Here is a 17,034-nt window from a genome sequence, read left to right on the forward strand (position 1 = left end):
AGAGCGGGGATGGATACCCAAGCCTTGAAACAGACCATCACGGCCCGGTTGGGGGTCCCCGTCTATCTGGTTGAACCGACCCCGATCGCGGGGTTGTATATGCTGGGTACCTCGCAGGGGGTGCTCTACAGCGATGCCAAAGGGGATTATGTGGTGCAGGGGGTCATGCTGGATATGACCCGCGACATGAAGAACCTGACCATCTCGGGTATGCGCGAGCAGCGCCGACTTGGCTTGGCACAGGTGGCCCATGCCCCCATCGTGCTCAAGGCCCGGGATGAGCGTCACCGGGTCGCGCTCTTTCTCGGCGAGCGAGACGCAGCACGCCATAAGCTTTCTACTACGTTGAAACGGCTGCAGGCATCCGGGGTGAGCGTGGCACTCTATCCGGTGATTGATCACGCCGAACGGGCCGCCGACTGGTGCCGCGATCCCCTGCTGCAAAATGATCCGTTAAAAGCCTATTTGCCTCAAACGGCATGTAGTGAGACCCTTATCCAAAATATTGGCCTGAGCCAATGGTTGGGGGTCAAGGTACTGCCTGCCTGGGTCTCCTCCGACGGGGATCTGGTGCGCGGGTATCAGAGCCCCGAACAGCTGCTCAAGATACTGGATAATTTTGATGCCTCTGCACATTCGTCGTCGTCCGCGAGTTGATGATTCCCATCTGCCTGCCACCCTGCATCCCCTGCTTCGCCAAATCTTCGCCAGCCGTGGCGTAGAGGATCCTGCCCTGCTGGAGCGCAGCGCCAGCCAGCTGTTGCCGCCCCAGCGCCTCCATGGCATGGAGCAGGCGGTGCCGCTGCTGGCGGAGGCTCTGACCGCCCAGAAACGGATCCTGATTGTCGGTGACTTCGACTGTGACGGCGCCACCAGCTCGGCCCTGTGTGTGCTGGCCCTGCGTGCCATGGGCGGTCGCCATATCGATTTTCTGGTGCCCAACCGCTTCGAATTTGGCTACGGCCTTACCCCCGAAATTGTCGAGCTGGCGGTGGCCCGCGGCGCCGAGTTCCTGATCACGGTAGACAACGGCATCTCCAGCATCGCCGGGGTGGCGGCAGCCAAGGCGGCTGGTATGCAGGTACTGGTTACCGATCACCATTTGCCGGGTCAGGAGCTGCCTGACGCTGATGCCATCGTCAACCCGAACCAGCGCGGTTGCGATTTTCCCTCCAAGTCGCTGGCCGGGGTGGGGGTGGCCTTCTACCTGATGGCGGCCCTCAACACCCATCTGCGACAGCTCGGCTGGTATGAACGGCAAGGGCTACGCGCCCCCAATGTGGCGGATTACCTCGATCTGGTGGCGCTCGGCACGGTCGCCGACGTGGTGGCGCTCGATGGCAACAACCGTATTCTGGTCCATCAGGGCTTGCAGCGGATCCGGGCCGGCCGCTGTCGCCCCGGCATTCAGGCGCTGGTGGATGTGTCGGGTCGCGACGGTCGTCGCCTCACCGCCGCTGACCTCGGTTTTGCGCTGGGGCCGCGTCTCAACGCGGTGGGCCGTCTCGATGACATGTCCCTCGGGGTCGCCTGTCTGCTCTGCGATGACCTCAATCTGGCGCGCCAGCTTGCGGCCGAGATGGACAGCCTCAATCAGGAGCGCAAGGAGATCGAGCAGGGGATGCAGCAGGAGGCCCTCGCCACCCTGGAGCAGATCCGGTTTCGCGATGGCGAGGTGCCGTCGGGTATAGTGCTGCACCGGGACGAGTGGCATCAGGGGGTGGTGGGGCTGGTGGCCTCCAAGGTGAAGGAGAAGTACTACCGCCCTGTCATCGCGTTTGCCGAGAGCAGCGAGAGCGAGCTCAAGGGCTCCGGCCGCTCCATCCCAGGCGTGCACCTGCGCGATGCACTGGAACTGCTCGATACCCGCCATCCGGGCCTGATGGGCAAGTTTGGCGGCCATGCCATGGCGGCGGGGTTGACCCTGCCCAAGGCCAACATCGAGGCGTTCGGTCGGGCCTTTGAGGCGGTCATCAGTGAGCTGGTGACACCGGAGCTTTTGACCGGGGTGTTGCTCACCGATGGCGAGTTGTTGCCGGACGAACTCAATATCGAGCTGGCGGAGCTGATTCGCGCCTCCGGCCCTTGGGGTCAGGCCTTCCCCGAGCCACTGTTTGACGGCGAATTCGTGCTGGTGCAGCAGCGGCTGGTAGGGGAGAAGCACCTCAAGATGATGCTGACAACCGATTCTGGTCACGCGGTGGATGCCATCGCCTTTGGCGTCGATCTCAAGCGCTGGCCCGATGCCTCGGTGAAGCGGGTGCGGCTTGTCTACCGGCTCGATGTCAACGAGTGGCGCGGCAACCGCAGCGTGCAGCTGCTGGTGGAGCATCTGGAAGCGGCCGGTCTCTGAGTCAAGAGCATCGCAGCCCTATCGCTGACAACGGCCACCCTCGGGTGGCCGTTTTTGATGGCGGACCTCTGGAAAAGGGCGTTGACCTGTCTATAGCTTCACAGTTTAAGCTCGTCTCTATCGGGTCACCGATGGCCTGCACCGTGAGTGATTGCCATGAAAATATCCGAACTGGCCCGCCGCTGCGGTCTCGCCCGCTCCACCCTGCTCTATTACGAGAAGCTGGGGGTGATTGCCGGTACCCGGGCCGCCAACGGCTATCGCCACTATGACGAGGGGGATCTGCAGCGACTGCAGATAGTTCAGGCCCTGCAGGCGGGTGGTCTCAGCCTCAAGCAGTGCCTCGCCTGTCTGGCTGGCGAGATAGATCAAGCGGCATTGCAGGCCCGGGTCAGGGAGCTGGATGAGGAGCTGGCGCGGATGCAGCGCGCCCGGGATCTGTTGGCGGATCTGGCAGGGCTGCGCCCGCGCTCCGGTGAGGAATTCAAGGCCTGGCAGCTGCAACTGCAGCGCGAGGCACCTGAGGCCTACTTCGCGTGGGTGATGAAACAGGGTTTTAGCGAGAAAGATCGCTACCACTTGCAATGGTTGAGCAAAGACATGAATGAACATGAGCGTTACATCAAGGACTTTATCCAGCTGCTGGATGGCATGAGTTACTGGGGGCCGGGGGATCGCGCCTTTACTCAGCAGCAGTTTGCCGCCTTGCCCATCCGGCCGCGCCGGATCCTCGACATGGGCTGCGGGCGCGGGGCTTCAACCATGGCTCTGGCGCAGGTGACTGATGCCGACATTGTGGCCATCGATCTGGAAGAGGAGGCGCTGGCCGCCGTGGCGCACTCCGCCCGTGCGGCAGGCTTTGAGCATGTCTCCACCCTCTGCGCCAACATGGCGGCATTGCCGGACGATCTGGCCCCGGCCGACCTCATCTGGGCAGAGGGGAGCGCTTACGTGATGGGGGTTGCCAATGCGCTGAAAGCGTGGCGTCCGCTGCTTTCAAGCCCGCAGGCTTGCATCGTGCTGAGCGATTCGGTCTGGCTGACCGATAACCCGCCCGAGGAGGCGTTGGCATTCTGGCAGCAGGATTATCCCGCCATGCAGACGCTGGCGGGCCTGCTTGAGACGATACAAGCGGCAGGCTACCGCTGCCTGTCACACACTCCGTTGCCGATGAGCGCCTGGAACAACTATCTGGACCCTATCGAGGTCAATCTGGTGCGCTATAGAGACGAGCTGGGGGAGAGCCCCGCCTGGCAGGACTTGAGCCGGGAAGTGGCCATCCACCGCCAATATCTGGGCAGTTACGGCTATGTGATCTGCTGCCTGCAGGCGTTGTGAAGAGGATGGCTATTGCCATTGAGGGTGAGCCAGTGACCGGACGAGGGAGCAGATGCTCCCCCATTTGTTTTAGTTTTTAAATGCTAAGTTCAGTGATAATTGAGTTTTTAGTGCTGATTTGCATGATTAGGTGAATATCAAAATCCAATAAAGCGATGGCTTGTGATATATTTATCCCCGCATTCCTGTCATCCCTGAAGGAGCTCGAACCTTGCCTCTTGCCAGTCGCTTACCCCCAAGCCGCATACAGCACGGTGCAATGGCCTTTGCCATCGCCTGCATTCTGTGGCTCGCTGCTTTTGCCGCAGCTGGGTTGAGCGCCGTTTCGCAGGGGCCATCTGCCGGGGCGATGGCGGGGATGGCACTGCAAGACCCGCTCAACCAGCGTCTGGTCGACACGGTCGGCTTGCTGCCGGGCAACCAGTGGCGCCACGGGGTCGAGCAGGGGCGGCGGTTGGCGAAGGAGCGGGACGGCCATCTCTACCAGATGCTGCTGGCCTGGTTCCAGCACGATATCCTCGGCCTGCTCTGTGGCCTGCTGTTCTTTGTGCCGCTGATCTATGTCAGACAAGCTTGTGGCCACGTTGGCTATCTGCATAAACGGCAACTCTGCGGCCACCATCTGCAATTTCGCTTCTGTCACGGCGACTAGCTCACCCGGCTGGCGGACGCTCATCCACATTTTCACACGGCTTTTAACGCTCCCGATTGACTGACGGGGCAGGCTGACACCTGCTGCCTGCGCTCTATCGTCCGGTACTGCGTCCGCGCTTTCTGTTGTTTCGTCCATGCTGCTGGCCATCGGCCAGAGGCAGACTTTCTCTTTGCGCAAACACCTGGTGAGCACACCTATGGACTACTACCTCAACCTGTTTATTCACTCAATCTTTGTCGAAAACCTCGCCCTGGCATTCTTTCTGGGGATGTGTACCTTTCTGGCCGTCTCGAAGAACATCAACACCGCCTTTGGCCTTGGCATGACGATCCTGGTGGTGATGGTGATCGCCATTCCCCTCAACAACTTGATTTACCGCCATATCTTGCGGGCAGGCAGCACATTGTTCGGCGAATTCGATCTGGGATTTCTCGATTACATCATCTACATCGGGGTGTTGGCGGCGCTGGTGCAGGTGATGGAGATGGTGCTCGACAAGTTCGTTCCGGCGCTCTATCAGGCGCTCGGCATCTATCTGCCGCTGTTGACGGTGCACTGCGCCATCTTCGGCGGGGTGATGTTTATGGCGCAGCGGGATTACGATTTTGCCGAGTCGCTGGTCTACAGCGCAGGCTCGGGGCTTGGCTGGCTGCTGGCCATTGTCGCCATGGCCGGGCTGCGCCAGAAACTGAAGTACGCTGATGTACCCGAGGGGCTGCGGGGCATCGGCATCACCTTTATCGTGGCGGGGCTGATGTCCCTCGGCTTTATGTCCTTCTCAGGCATATCGCTTTGATTGGAGATGAAAAAAACGAGGCGCCAGCGGGCGCCTCGTTGTTTATCAGGGATTGCGGATGGCCATTACAGCTCGCGGGCCCAGGGGTGAGCCTTGGGGCGCAGCGCCAGCGCCAGACCCAGCAGCAGCACGGTCAGGCCGTAGAGGGGCCAGCTACCAAAGCGCATGTAGGGGGTCTCGCCGTGGGCGGGACGCACCTCGCTGCGCAGCACGCCCGCTTCAAACTGCGGGATCTGGCCGATGATGCTGCCGTCGATTTCGGTCACGATGGTGATGCCAGTATTGGTATCCCGCAGCAGCGGACGAGCCAGCTCCAGCGCGCGCATCCGGGCGATCTCCATATGCTGCCAGGGGCCGATACTGGTGCCGAACCAGGCGTCGTTGGAGACGGTCAGCAGGAAGTCGGTATCGGCATTGACGTTGCGGCGTACCTCCTCCGGGAAGATGATCTCGTAGCAGATGGCGGCGGCAAACTTGAGCCCCTTGGCGATCAGGTTTGGCTGCACTTCGTCACCCCGGCTGAAGGAGGACATCGGCAGGTTGAAGAAGGGGGCGATGGGGCGCAGCAGATCTTCAAACGGCACGAACTCGCCGATGGGCAGCAGGTGGTACTTGTTGTAGCGGTTGGAGTGGTTGTAGAAGTAGGACTCCTTGCCATCCGCATCCTGCACCCCCATGCCGAGCACGGTATTGTAGAAGCGCTGTTGCTGCTCGTCGTAGTGAATAATCCCAGCCAGCAGGCCGGTATCGTTCACCTTCATCGCCTTGTCCAGATTATCCAGATAGGGGCCCATCGCCTTCTCGATGGCTGGGATCGCCGACTCCGGCCAGATGATGATGTCGGCATCCTGATTCTCGCGGCTCAAGTCCTGATAGGTGCGCACCGTGGGGGCCAGCGCCTCCGGATCCCACTTGAGGGACTGGGCGATATTGCCCTGCACCAGTGCCACCTTGACCGGCTCGCCACGGGTGACCCAGTTGAGCTGCATCAGACCGTGGGCACCGGCCACCAGCAGGGCAGGCACCGCCAGCCAGAGCGGGGAGCGGGATTTCCACACCAGCCAGATAGCGGAGGCGGACAGCAACAGGGCGAGGGTGATGCCCTGCACCCCGAGAATGGGGGCAAAGCCCTTGAGCGGGCCGTCGATTTGGCTGTAACCAAACCAGAGCCAGGGGAAGCCAGTCATCACCCAGCCACGTAGCCAGTCAGCCACCAACCACAGGGCCGGGAAGGCGAGCAGCCAGCGGCTCCAGTGACGGCCGCCAAAGAAGCGGGCAAAGACCCAGCAGGCGAGCGTCGGGTAGAGGGCCAGATAGGCGGAGAGCCCGGCCAGCAGCACAAAGGCGACCGGCAGCGGGATGCCGCCAAACTCGGTCATGCTGACATGGATCCACCATAGCCCCGGCAAAAAGAGTCCCATGGCGTAGCCAAAACCGCGCCAGGCGGCCTGTTTCGGCGTGGCTTTGTCCAGCAGGGCGTAGAGGCCAAGCAGGGAGGGGATCACCAGCGGCCAGTAGCCGAAGGGGGAGAAGGCCAGCACGGCGATGGCACCAGAGGCCAATGCACTGAGGCTTAACAGAATTTTGGAAGTAACAGGGGATAATCTCACGGGCGATGGTGCTCGTCTTGGTGTGCAACTGGGGTCGAATGGCCGGTATCTTAACCTGTAAGCGGGGCAACGGCGAGCCTCGATGCCGGTGGCAGAGAGCACAACGCCCCGAGGTCGGGGCGTTGTTTCACACATCGAGCGGATCTGCTTATTGCGGCTCGGATTGCGCCGCCGCGTGGTGTTCGGGGATCTTCACCTGCAGCTGCTGCAGACGACGCCGGTCGGCATGCATCACCTTGAACAGGTAGCCGTCCAGCTCGATCTCCTCGCCCTTCTTTGGCAGGTGGCTGAAGGCGTGCATTACCAGACCACCCACCGTGTCCACCTCTTCATCGCTGAATTTGGTGCCGAAGAAGTCGTTGAAATCCTCGATCTCGGTCAGGGCACTGATGGAGAAGACCCGCTTGCTGAGGCGGCGGATTTCGTCCGGCTCATCCTCGATGTCGTCAAACTCGTCGTCGATCTCGCCAACGATAAGTTCCAGTATGTCTTCGATGGTCACCAGACCGGAGACGCCACCAAATTCGTCGACCACGATGGCCATGTGGTAGCGCTCTTCACGGAACTCCTTGAGCAGACGGTCAACCCGTTTGCTTTCCGGCACGATCACCGTGGGGCGCAAGATTTTCTCGAGCTGCAGCGGCTCGCTGGCGTGATGGCCGCCAAACCCGAAGGGGAGCAGATCCTTGGCGAGCAGAATGCCCTCCACATGATCCTTGTCCTCGTTGATCACCGGGAAGCGGGAGTGGCCGGACTCGATGATCACCGGCAGGATTGCATCCACCGGCTGGGACTTCTCGATGGTCACCATCTGGGAGCGGGGAATCATGATATCGCGCACGCGAAGATCGGCAATCTCCAGCACCCCCTCGATCATGTCCTTGGTGTCCTGATCGATGAGGTCGCGCTCTTCGGCATCGGCTATCACGTCTACCAAATCATTGCGGTCTTTTGGCTCGCCCTGGAAGAGTTGGCTGAGTTTGTCGAGCCAGGTTTTCTTCGGCGAGCCGGTACTAGGGTGATCGTCGGTCATTTTTTCTCTTGGTTACTCGCTTCAACACACTTGAAATTGTTCGGGTTATATAAGGATGGCCATCTGCTGTTTCAAGTGGATGACCGTCCGGCGTTTTACACTTCGTCGTTCAGATAAGGATCGGCAAAACCGAGCTCTTGCATGATGTCGCGTTCCAGCTGCTCCATCTCTTCAGCTTCCTCATCGTCGATATGGTCATAACCTAGCAGATGCAGACTGCCGTGCACAACCATGTGGGCCCAGTGGGCCATGAGGGGCTTGCCCTGCTCTTGTGCTTCGCGCTCCACCACCTGACGGCAGATCACCAGATCGCCGAGCAGCGGCAGCTCCAGACCGGGCGGTGCCTCGAACGGGAAGGAGAGCACGTTGGTGGGCTTGTCCTTGCCGCGATAGGTGAGGTTGAGCTCGTTGCTCTCCGCCTCGTCGACGATACGCACCGTCACTTCAGCCTCCTGCTGGAAGCCGAGAATGGTGCCATCGAGCCAGCCTTGCAACTGGGCTTCGGTGGGCAGGCCAACAGTGCTGGCGCTGGCCAGTTGCAGATCCAGGGTTACGCTCATTGCTCGCTCTCTTTGCTGGCGTTTGTTTGGCCGGCAACCTTCTCGGCTGCCTGTTTGGCATCGAATGCCTCGTAAGCCTGCACGATGCGGGCTACCACCGGGTGGCGCACCACGTCTTTGGATTCGAAGAAGTTGAACGACAGACCATCGACCCCTGGCAGCACTTCCAGCGCGTGGCGCAGGCCGGATTTGGCGTTGCGCGGAAGGTCTACCTGGGTGATGTCGCCAGTGACCACGGCCTTGGAGTTGAAGCCGATGCGGGTCAGGAACATCTTCATCTGCTCGGTGGTGGTGTTCTGGGCCTCATCGAGAATGATAAAGGCGTCATTGAGGGTTCTTCCGCGCATATAGGCGAGCGGCGCCACCTCGATGATGTTGCGCTCCATCAGCTTCTCGACCCGCTCAAAACCCAGCATCTCGAACAGGGCGTCGTAGAGCGGGCGCAGGTAAGGATCCACCTTCTGGGAGAGATCCCCGGGCAGGAAGCCGAGCTTCTCACCCGCTTCCACCGCCGGACGAGTCAGCAGAATGCGGCGAATTTCCTGACGCTCCAGCGCATCCACCGCCGCTGCGACCGCCAGATAGGTCTTGCCGGTACCGGCCGGGCCTATGCCGAAGCAGATATCGTGGCGCACGATATTGGCAATGTACTGGGCCTGATTTGGGCTACGTGGCTTGATGAGACCGCGCTTGGTCTTGACCGTCACCTCCTTGCCATAGGGGATGCTCGGCGCCGGTTCGTCATCCTGCTCCAGCACCCGCGACTCCTGAATGGCCAGATGGACCATGTCGGGAGTGATATCGGTCACCTTGCCACCCTTGAGGGGCTGGGTTTCCACATAGAGGTGCTTGAGGATGACGGCGGCGGCATCCAGCTGGGCCGGTTTGCCCACCAGCTGGAAGTGGCTGTCACGGTAGCTGATCTCGACGCCGAGGCGGCGCTCCAGCTGCTTGATGTTGTCATCGAAGGGGCCGCACAGGCTGGCAAGGCGCTGGTTGTCGGCGGGCTCCAGATGCAGATTCAGGGTCGAGATGTGTCGGCTCAAAATATCCTCGTCTCAAGGCGCTCCCCATCCGCCGGGCGAATGGGGAGGAGGGGATTAATGGGGAGTGAAGGCGGCAACGCCCAGCTCGTCCGGTACGTTATCCGGGCGACGGGCCAGGATTTCGCTCGGGGCGGTGGCGATCCGCAGGTTCATCTCGCTCTCGCCGCGGATGAACTTGCCGCGCAGGGAGTTGGGACGCACCTCGGTGATCTCCACGTCGGCAAAGCCGCCGATCAGGGTGTGCTGGCCTTCGAAGTTGACCACCCGGTTGTTCTCGGTGCGGCCACACAGCTGCATCGGGTCGAGCTTGGAGGGCCCTTCCACCAGGATGCGCTGGGTGGTGCCCAGCATGGCACGGCCAATCTGCATCGCCTGGTTGTTGATGACGTGCTGCAGGCGGGCCAGACGGGCTTTTTTCACTTCCATATCGACATCGTCGGGCATGTCGGCGGCCGGGGTGCCCGGGCGCGGGCTGAAGATGAAGCTGAAGCTCATATCGAAACCCACATCCTCGATCAGCTTCATGGTCGCTTCAAAGTCTTCGTCCGTCTCGTTCGGGAAGCCAACGATGAAGTCGGAGCTGATGGTGATGTCGGGACGGGCGGCACGCAGGCGACGGATCTTGGATTTGTACTCCAGAATGGTGTGCGGGCGCTTCATCATGGTCAGGATGCGGTCGGAGCCGCTCTGCACCGGCAGGTGCAGGAAGCTGACCACTTCCGGGGTGTCTTTGTAGACTTCGATGATGTCGTCGGTGAACTCGATCGGGTGGCTGGTGGTGTAGCGAATGCGATCGATACCGTCGATAGCGGCCACCAGACGCAGCAGCTCGGCGAAGGTGCAGATGCCGCCATCAAAGGTCGGACCGCGGTAGGCGTTGACGTTCTGGCCGAGCAGGTTCACTTCGCGCACGCCCTGCTGGGCGAGCTGGGCGATTTCGTAGAGCACGTCGTCCAGCGGTCGGCTTACCTCTTCACCGCGGGTATAGGGCACCACGCAGTAAGTACAGTATTTGGAGCAGCCTTCCATGATGGAGACGAACGCGGTGGCCCCTTCGGCGCGCGGTTCGGGCAGGCTGTCGAATTTTTCGATCTCGGGGAAGGCGATATCAACCTGGGCACCACGGCCCTCTTGCACTTCCTTGATCATGGCGGGCAGGCGATGCAGGGTCTGCGGGCCGAACACGATATCCACATAGGGAGCTCGGCTTCGAATGGCATCGCCCTCCTGAGAGGCAACGCAGCCACCCACGCCGATCACCAGACCGGGCTTGTTGGCCTTGAGCTTTTTCCAGCGTCCCAGCTGGTGGAACACCTTCTCCTGCGCCTTTTCGCGGATGGAGCAGGTATTCAGCAGCAAGACATCTGCCTCTTCGGGCTCTTCGGTAAGGGTGTAGCCATTGCTGGCATCCAACAGGTCGGCCATTTTGGACGAGTCATACTCGTTCATTTGGCAACCCCAGGTTTTAATGTGAAGTTTCTTGCTCATTGCTTCTCTTGACTTGTTTTGAAATCGGCATGGTCAAAGGACCGCGCATTTTACTCCGCAATCTGGATACTGCCTAGCTAATATCCAGCTGGCAATGGTGCTCACCCGATACCTGTTGCCAGCAAGCTCAATAAGCTTTCTCCTTGATTTGACGCAGCAATTCCCCGTTTGTCTCACTGTTTATCAGTCGCCCTTGCGCTATCATGCAGCCATCCGGTTCACGTCCGGGCGCTGTCGCCGGACGCACCCTTTCAGGAATAAATGTATGGAACAGTGTGATATCGCCATCGTCGGCGCCGGCATGGTGGGCGCCGCCACCGCCTGTCTGCTGGCAGCTCAGGGCCTCTCGATACGGGTCATCGAGACCCAACTGCCGGAGCATTACGCACGGTCGCAGCCGCTGGATCTGCGGGTCTCCGCCATCAGTCAGGCCTCGGTGGCGCTGCTGGAGCAGGCCGGTGCCTGGCATCATCTGCAGCAGATGCGGCTGTGCCCCTATCGCCGGCTGGAGACCTGGGAGCTGGACGGCTTTGCCACCCGCTTCAATGCCGCCGATCTCGGTCTGCCCCAGCTCGGCTACATCATCGAAAACCGGTTGGTACAGCTCGCCCTGCTCAAGCGGATGGAGGATTTTCCCACCATCCAGACCCACACCCCGGCGGCGGTGACCAGCCTGCGCCAGAGTGCGGATGAAGCTGTGCTGACTCTGGATGATGGCACCGAGCTGGCCGCACGCTGGGTGCTGGCCTGCGACGGTGCCGAATCCCACACCCGCAAGCTGGCGGGTATCGGCGTATCGCGCTTCGAGTACCGCCAGCACTGCATGCTGATCAATATCGACACCGACTTTGCGCAGGAAGATATCACCTGGCAGCAGTTCACCCCGAGCGGCCCGCGCGCCTTCCTGCCGCTGCCCGGCCAGCACGGATCCCTGGTTTGGTATGACAGCCCGGCCCGTATCCGGGCGCTGGCGGCCATGAGCAACGAGGCGCTCGCCGCCGAAGTGCGTCGCCACTTCCCGAGTCGCCTCGGCGGGTTTACCGTGACGGCTAAGGGGAGCTTCCCGCTGGTGCGCCGCCACGCCAACGACTACCACGCCGGTCGAGTGGTACTGCTTGGCGATGCTGCCCACACCATCAACCCGCTGGCGGGGCAGGGGGTCAACCTTGGCTTCAAGGATGTGGCCTGCTGGGCTGATCTGCTGCAAGGAGCTGGCGCCGACTGGCATCAGCTGGCGCTGGCCGACCGTTACGAGCGGCGCCGTCGTCCCGACAACCTGCTGATGCAGTCGGGGATGGATCTCTTCTACGGGGTGTTCAGCAACGAGATTGGTCCCCTCAAGCTGGCCCGCAATCTGGCCCTCAATCTGGCGGACAAGGCGGGCCCGCTCAAGGAGATGGCACTGCGCTATGCGCTGGGGTTGGTTTGACAGGTAGGACCCAGATAGCGCGGGCTGAATTTGCGAAGGAGCAAAGGTGATGAACAAGGCACTGCTGGTGATTGATTTTATCAACGACATCGCCCATCCCGACGGGCGCATTGCTGCCTCTGCAACTCATGTGCTGGAGCAGAGTGCCATTGCGTATGCCAATCAGGCGCTGGCCCATGCTCGCGCCCACGGCTGGCTGGTAGTGCTGATCAAGGTGGGCTTTGATAGCGGCTATCAGCTGCAACCCAAGGGGTCTCCCATGTTTGGTCGCGCTCACCAGTTGGGTGCGCTCTCTTTGGCTGACAGTGGCACCGACTTTCACCCGGATCTGGATGTGCAACCCGGCGATCTGGTGCTGACCAAGCCCAGGGTCAGCCCCTTCTATGGCACGGCGCTGGAGCCTGCGCTGCGGGCCAACCATATCGATCACCTCTATCTGTGCGGGGTGAGCACCAGCTGGGCCATTCAGGCGGCGGCGCGGGATGGTCACGATCGCGACTACGCCATCACCATTCTGGAGGACGCTTGCGCTGCCGCAGATGCCACCGAGCATCACACCTCGCTGCGCATGCTTAGCCGCATCGCCGAGATCATCAAGGTGTCCCAGCTGGCTTGATCCTTAACGCAGGCTGCGCCCGATCACCGTGTTGAGATTGACTCTGCTGCCCCCTGTCGGGCCGCTGCGCTTTTGGGCAACATGATTGTTGGGCAAAATAGTGCTCACATGGATAACAACAAGGATGGACAGATGCGTTATCAGGGATGGATCGCGAGCTGGAACGAGGCGCGCGGCTTTGGATTTATTACGCCGGAGCAAAATGGCGCCGAGCAGACAATCAATGGATCACGCAGTGCAGGGCTGTTTGTGCATGTTACGGCGCTGCAATCAGATGGCCGGGTGCCAGAGCCGGGGGAGCGTGTCACCTATCTGATCGGCAGTGGCCAGGATGGCAAACCGAGGGCGTTGCAAGTCTTTTTCCCCGATCGCCCGCTCACGTTGGCGGATGCCGTGCCCTCGGCCGAATCATCAGCAGCAAGATCGACCGCATCATCAGCGGCGCCATCGTTTCGGGCGGCAAGTCAGCCGCCACGACCCACCTCGACCAGAGAGAGAAGTAACCCCTATCGACGTCGCAAGAGCAGCTGGAGTGGCAAACTGATCCCCCTGCTGGTGCTCGTCGGCCTCTTTTCCATCTATTCCCGTTTCTCGGCCGAGTCGATGGCGCCATTGCCGGTCTCCTCTTTCAATAAGGAGGAGGTCAGCACGCCACAGGCAACGACCTTTATTCGTCAGTGTGATGGTCGGCAGCATTGCTCCCAGATGACTTCCTGCGAGGAGGCAACCTGGTTTTTGCAACATTGCCCGAACACCAAAATGGACGGAGAGGGCGATGGCATCCCCTGTGAAAATCAGTGGTGTGGTCATTAAATGTGACTTATCAGATACATATGATCATGATGTGCTCTTGTTATCCGGAACAGGGAAACTGGCCTGAAACCTTGCCGGATGATGTGCGATGGTGAAATTTGGTCTCAGTTGGCCAAGTGGAAATTGGGTGCTTTACTCTATCTGCTGACTTAATTGTTAATAGATGGCGGTATGCCACTTTTGCCACAGGATGGCCATCATGGTGGATGATATACAGAGGCCGCGGAGTCACTTCTCCGAGCGGGCTCATTATCTGGCTGCGCTGCTGGATTCGCTGGAAGACCAGATATCGGTGATAGATCGGGATGGCGTGATCCATTACACCAATCTCGCCTGGGATCTGTTTGCCGAGCAAAACGGCATGCCCAAGGGATATAACTGGATTGGGGTCAATTATATGGGGGCTTGTGACGCTGAAACCGAGCCCTCTGGATTGGCTGCCGTGGAGGGGATCCTTCGGGTTATCCGTCATCAGCAGGAGAAGTTCTATCTGGAATACCCCTGCCACAGCCCCAACACCCAGCGCTGGTTTATGATGCGAGTAGCGCCGGTACCCGGTCTTGATGCCGAGTATTTTTCCATCGCCCATATCAATATCACCGAGCGCAAGCTGCTGGAGCTGGAAGTTGCCAGCCTCTCCCAACATGATCCCCTGACCGGACTGGCCAATCGGCGGCTGTTCAACAGCTTTTTGCATAACGAGTGGCGGCGCAGCATGCGTGAACATACCCCGCTCTCCCTCATCATGCTGGATCTGGATAACTTCAAGGCGTGCAATGACCATCTTGGTCATCAGATGGGGGATGGCTCCCTCCAGCTGGTGGGCCATCTTCTGCAATCCTTTTGCCAGCGTCCGGCGGATCTGCCCTGCCGTTTTGGTGGTGACGAGTTTGCCCTGATCCTCGGCAATACCGATCGAGATGCGGCCCAGCGGATTGGAGAGGAGATCCGCCAGGCCATCAACGATCTCGACATTGTGGTGGCAAATAATATTCAGCTTAGCGCCAGCATTGGCATTGCCACCTACACAGCAGAGCAACTGCTGGAAGGAGAAGGGGCGTTGCTGGCCGCGGCCGATGCGGCGCTTTATTGCGCCAAGGGGTCGGGTAAAAACCGTAGTCACTGCGCCAGCTGTTGAGCCGCATTGCCGCTTTTGTCCTGCATGCGCCCCCTTGATAGGGGCGCACTGTTTTTTGACTGGTCACGGTGTTAGCCACCAGCGAGCGTTGGTTTCAGCGTTCTGGCGTGGCTGACACCGGCAGGGGATAGTTGGCGATCACCTGCCTGACGAAGTGATCCCGGATGGGGTCGGCAAAGTCCGGATTCCATACCATGCTGACCTCCCACTCGGAGCTGGGACCAGAGAGAGGATAGAGGGTGACATCGGGCCCTGCGATAAAGCTGACGCTGCGCGGCAGGATGGCATTGCCGATGCCCGCCGCGACCAATGCCACCAGCGTCTGGATATCCTCGGCCTCCTGGACCATGCCGGTCAGCCTATTGGTGCCGAGAAAACCGGCGATCTGCTGGCTGAGCCCGGGGCAGCGGTGGCCCACCATCTGCAACAGGGGTTGACTGGTCAGTGCCTGCTGGACGTCGAATGTGGCCGGGTCTGGCTCGGTCATCCGGGTCGGCACCGCCAGCACCAGCCGGTCGATCAGCAGTCTGTGCTCCTGCAACTGCGGCGTCTGAGGTCTGCGCATAAAGCCAAGTTGTAACTGGCCGGAGAGCAGCTGCTCCTGCTGGATGGCGGAGGGCATATCCTGCAGATGGACCATCACGTCCGTGACCTGTTGTTTGAAGCGTGCCACCAGCGCAGGGGCCAGTGCGAAACTCGACAGGCCAAACCCAATCTTGAGCCGACCGGCCACGCCGCTTGCCACCGCCAGCGCATGGCTTTCGAACTCCCGACCGTGCTCGACCAGCGCACTCGCCTGAGTGAGTAGCTGGGCACCGAGCGCTGTCAGCTCGGCGCCGTGGCGGCCCCGTTTGAACAGGGTGCAGCCCAGCGTCTGCTCCAGCCCCTGGATCTGCTTGGTTAGGGCCGGTTGGGTGATAAAGAGGCGGCTGGCCGCTTCCCGGTAGTTGGCGGTATCGGCCAGCGTCACAAACGCCTGCAGTTGCCTCAAGTCGAATTTCATTCCAATTGGTTATCCAAAGTGGCGATTTATTGATTATAAATTATCTAATCGCCTTGTTCTAATGGCTCGGCAAGGGGGGATCGCCCTCCTCTGAACCGGAACAAGGAGCCATATCATGTCTACCCAACGCTATCTCTTTTTGATCAAGGGCTCGCTGGTGCTGGCCCAGCCATTGGTGGCCCCGGAGACAGGGGAGCTGCTCGCCAGCCTGTTGCAACAGGGGTTTGTGGTCGGCCCCTTGCAAGTGTGGGCTGGCAGTGCCGAGCAGGCGCTGGCCTGTTATGAGCGTGCCGCCCAGCAGCAGGCCTTTGCCGATGCGCTCTCTGGCTTTCTGCCCGAGCTGGCCGGGGTGTCTGTATGAGTGCCTGTATGAATGCCTGTATGAGTGCTGGCATGAACACGATCACCCTGTCGGTATCCGCCCTGCTGCTCGATATGGATGGCACCCTGGTCTGCTCGACCGGTGATGTGGAGAAGGTGTGGCGGCTCTGGTGTCAGCATCATCAGCTGGCCCCCGAGCCGGTGCTGGCTATGTGCCACGGTATGCGCTCACGTGAGGTGATCCGGGCGCTTGCCCCGCAGCTGGATGTGGAGCGGGAGGCGGCGCGGCTCGACGAGCTGGAGATGCTGCATACCGGCGGCGATGCCATCGCAGGGGCTGGCGAGTTGCTGGGCCGCTTGTCGCCAGAGCTTTGGGCCATCGTGACCTCCGCCAGTGAGCAGGTTGCCCGTCACCGCCTGAATTGTGCCGGTTTGCCGCTGCCCAGCGTGCTGGTGGGGGCCGAAGAGGTGGTCAATGGCAAACCCGATCCCGAGCCCTATCTGCTGGGGGCTGAACGGCTTGGCGTCTCGCCCGCTCGTTGCTTGGTGTTCGAGGATGCCCCAGCCGGTATCGAGAGTGCCCTGCGTGCAGGTTGCACTGTGGTGCAGGTAGGGGGCGATGCGCCGCTCAATCCGGCTGTGGTGGCGGTGATCCGCGACTGGCGCGAGGTTAAGGTTGAGTTGGGGGAAGGCGAGTCCCTGCTGGTGACGCTGCCCGCCTGAGCGGTGGAGTGAGTGCGTGACGACCGCAGATTGCGGTATGAACCATCGCCATCAACACTGTATGCCGCAATAAAAACGCCCCCGAGATGCGGGGGCGTTTTGTTTTCTTAAC

17 protein-coding genes are annotated in these 17,034 nt (G+C 60.7%); 11 read left to right on the plus strand and 6 right to left on the minus strand.

Features of this window, described 5'->3' with window-relative positions:
* Positions 1 to 9 precede the first annotated feature (9 nt).
* The 5 genes from NOM06_RS02915 to nqrE all read left to right on the plus strand — a co-directional run bounded on the left by NOM06_RS02915 (position 10) and on the right by nqrE (position 5,142).
* On the plus strand, positions 10 to 657 hold the full coding sequence (locus tag NOM06_RS02915) for a disulfide isomerase DsbC N-terminal domain-containing protein (RefSeq protein ID WP_255909836.1): 648 nt from the start codon (positions 10 to 12) through the stop codon (positions 655 to 657).
* Entirely contained in the window at positions 623 to 2,353 is a 1,731-nt protein-coding gene (recJ, locus tag NOM06_RS02920) for a single-stranded-DNA-specific exonuclease RecJ (protein ID WP_255909838.1), read from the plus strand. Before NOM06_RS02915 ends, recJ begins: the two co-directional genes overlap by 35 nt.
* Before the next feature lie 156 nt (positions 2,354 to 2,509).
* Positions 2,510 to 3,691: a MerR family transcriptional regulator gene (locus NOM06_RS02925; RefSeq protein ID WP_255909840.1), complete on the plus strand. Its 1,182-nt coding sequence runs from the start codon at positions 2,510 to 2,512 to the stop codon at positions 3,689 to 3,691.
* Between the two features lie 259 nt (positions 3,692 to 3,950).
* Complete coding sequence (locus NOM06_RS02930) at positions 3,951 to 4,343, plus strand: hypothetical protein (RefSeq protein WP_167565033.1); 393 nt, start codon at positions 3,951 to 3,953, stop codon at positions 4,341 to 4,343.
* A 199-nt stretch (positions 4,344 to 4,542) separates the two neighbouring features.
* Entirely contained in the window at positions 4,543 to 5,142 is a 600-nt protein-coding gene (gene nqrE, locus NOM06_RS02935) for an NADH:ubiquinone reductase (Na(+)-transporting) subunit E (RefSeq protein WP_255909842.1), read from the plus strand.
* 65 nt (positions 5,143 to 5,207) lie between these two features.
* Here the strand turns inward: nqrE and lnt are convergent, their stop codons facing one another.
* From lnt to miaB, 5 genes are all read right to left on the minus strand, one after another.
* Positions 5,208 to 6,752 (minus strand): apolipoprotein N-acyltransferase, encoded by a 1,545-nt coding sequence (gene lnt, locus NOM06_RS02940; RefSeq protein WP_139439948.1) that lies wholly within the window; start codon positions 6,750 to 6,752, stop codon positions 5,208 to 5,210.
* A 148-nt stretch (positions 6,753 to 6,900) separates the two neighbouring features.
* Positions 6,901 to 7,785 carry a CNNM family magnesium/cobalt transport protein CorC gene (gene corC, locus NOM06_RS02945; RefSeq protein ID WP_005354092.1) on the minus strand — a complete coding sequence of 295 codons (885 nt, stop codon included), beginning with the start codon at positions 7,783 to 7,785 and terminating at the stop codon, positions 6,901 to 6,903.
* A gap of 95 nt (positions 7,786 to 7,880) precedes the next feature.
* Positions 7,881 to 8,345 carry an rRNA maturation RNase YbeY gene (ybeY, locus tag NOM06_RS02950; protein WP_255909844.1) on the minus strand — a complete coding sequence of 155 codons (465 nt, stop codon included), beginning with the start codon at positions 8,343 to 8,345 and terminating at the stop codon, positions 7,881 to 7,883.
* Positions 8,342 to 9,391: a PhoH family protein gene (locus tag NOM06_RS02955; RefSeq protein WP_005362369.1), complete on the minus strand. Its 1,050-nt coding sequence runs from the start codon at positions 9,389 to 9,391 to the stop codon at positions 8,342 to 8,344. The genes ybeY and NOM06_RS02955 overlap by 4 nt, the downstream gene beginning before the upstream one ends.
* Before the next feature lie 54 nt (positions 9,392 to 9,445).
* Positions 9,446 to 10,879 (minus strand): tRNA (N6-isopentenyl adenosine(37)-C2)-methylthiotransferase MiaB, encoded by a 1,434-nt coding sequence (gene miaB / locus NOM06_RS02960; protein WP_255909846.1) that lies wholly within the window; start codon positions 10,877 to 10,879, stop codon positions 9,446 to 9,448.
* 265 nt (positions 10,880 to 11,144) lie between these two features.
* Here miaB and NOM06_RS02965 point away from each other — a divergent pair, with 265 nt between their 5' ends.
* The 4 genes from NOM06_RS02965 (at position 11,145) to NOM06_RS02980 (ending at position 14,875) form a co-directional block, all read left to right on the plus strand.
* Entirely contained in the window at positions 11,145 to 12,308 is a 1,164-nt protein-coding gene (locus NOM06_RS02965) for an FAD-dependent monooxygenase (protein WP_255909848.1), read from the plus strand.
* A gap of 49 nt (positions 12,309 to 12,357) precedes the next feature.
* Complete coding sequence (locus NOM06_RS02970) at positions 12,358 to 12,924, plus strand: cysteine hydrolase family protein (protein ID WP_255909850.1); 567 nt, start codon at positions 12,358 to 12,360, stop codon at positions 12,922 to 12,924.
* A gap of 132 nt (positions 12,925 to 13,056) precedes the next feature.
* Positions 13,057 to 13,737, plus strand: coding sequence for an excalibur calcium-binding domain-containing protein (locus NOM06_RS02975; protein WP_255909933.1), 681 nt, complete (start codon positions 13,057 to 13,059; stop codon positions 13,735 to 13,737).
* A 199-nt stretch (positions 13,738 to 13,936) separates the two neighbouring features.
* Entirely contained in the window at positions 13,937 to 14,875 is a 939-nt protein-coding gene (locus tag NOM06_RS02980; protein WP_255909852.1) for a GGDEF domain-containing protein, read from the plus strand.
* Between the two features lie 94 nt (positions 14,876 to 14,969).
* On the opposite strand, the gene NOM06_RS02985 is transcribed toward NOM06_RS02980, so the two are convergent.
* Positions 14,970 to 15,878, minus strand: a complete 909-nt coding sequence (locus NOM06_RS02985; protein ID WP_255909853.1) for a LysR family transcriptional regulator — start codon at positions 15,876 to 15,878, stop codon at positions 14,970 to 14,972.
* A 115-nt stretch (positions 15,879 to 15,993) separates the two neighbouring features.
* On the opposite strand from NOM06_RS02985, the gene NOM06_RS02990 reads away from it, so the two are divergent.
* Together NOM06_RS02990 and NOM06_RS02995 are read left to right on the plus strand one after the other, a co-directional pair.
* On the plus strand, positions 15,994 to 16,239 hold the full coding sequence (locus NOM06_RS02990; RefSeq protein WP_199427331.1) for a hypothetical protein: 246 nt from the start codon (positions 15,994 to 15,996) through the stop codon (positions 16,237 to 16,239).
* 32 nt (positions 16,240 to 16,271) lie between these two features.
* Positions 16,272 to 16,922 (plus strand): HAD-IA family hydrolase, encoded by a 651-nt coding sequence (locus tag NOM06_RS02995; RefSeq protein ID WP_255909855.1) that lies wholly within the window; start codon positions 16,272 to 16,274, stop codon positions 16,920 to 16,922.
* Positions 16,923 to 17,034: the final 112 nt, after the last annotated feature.

Origin of the sequence: Aeromonas sp. JL9, from assembly GCF_024436075.1 — a bacterium.
GTDB lineage: Bacteria > Pseudomonadota > Gammaproteobacteria > Enterobacterales > Aeromonadaceae > Aeromonas > Aeromonas veronii.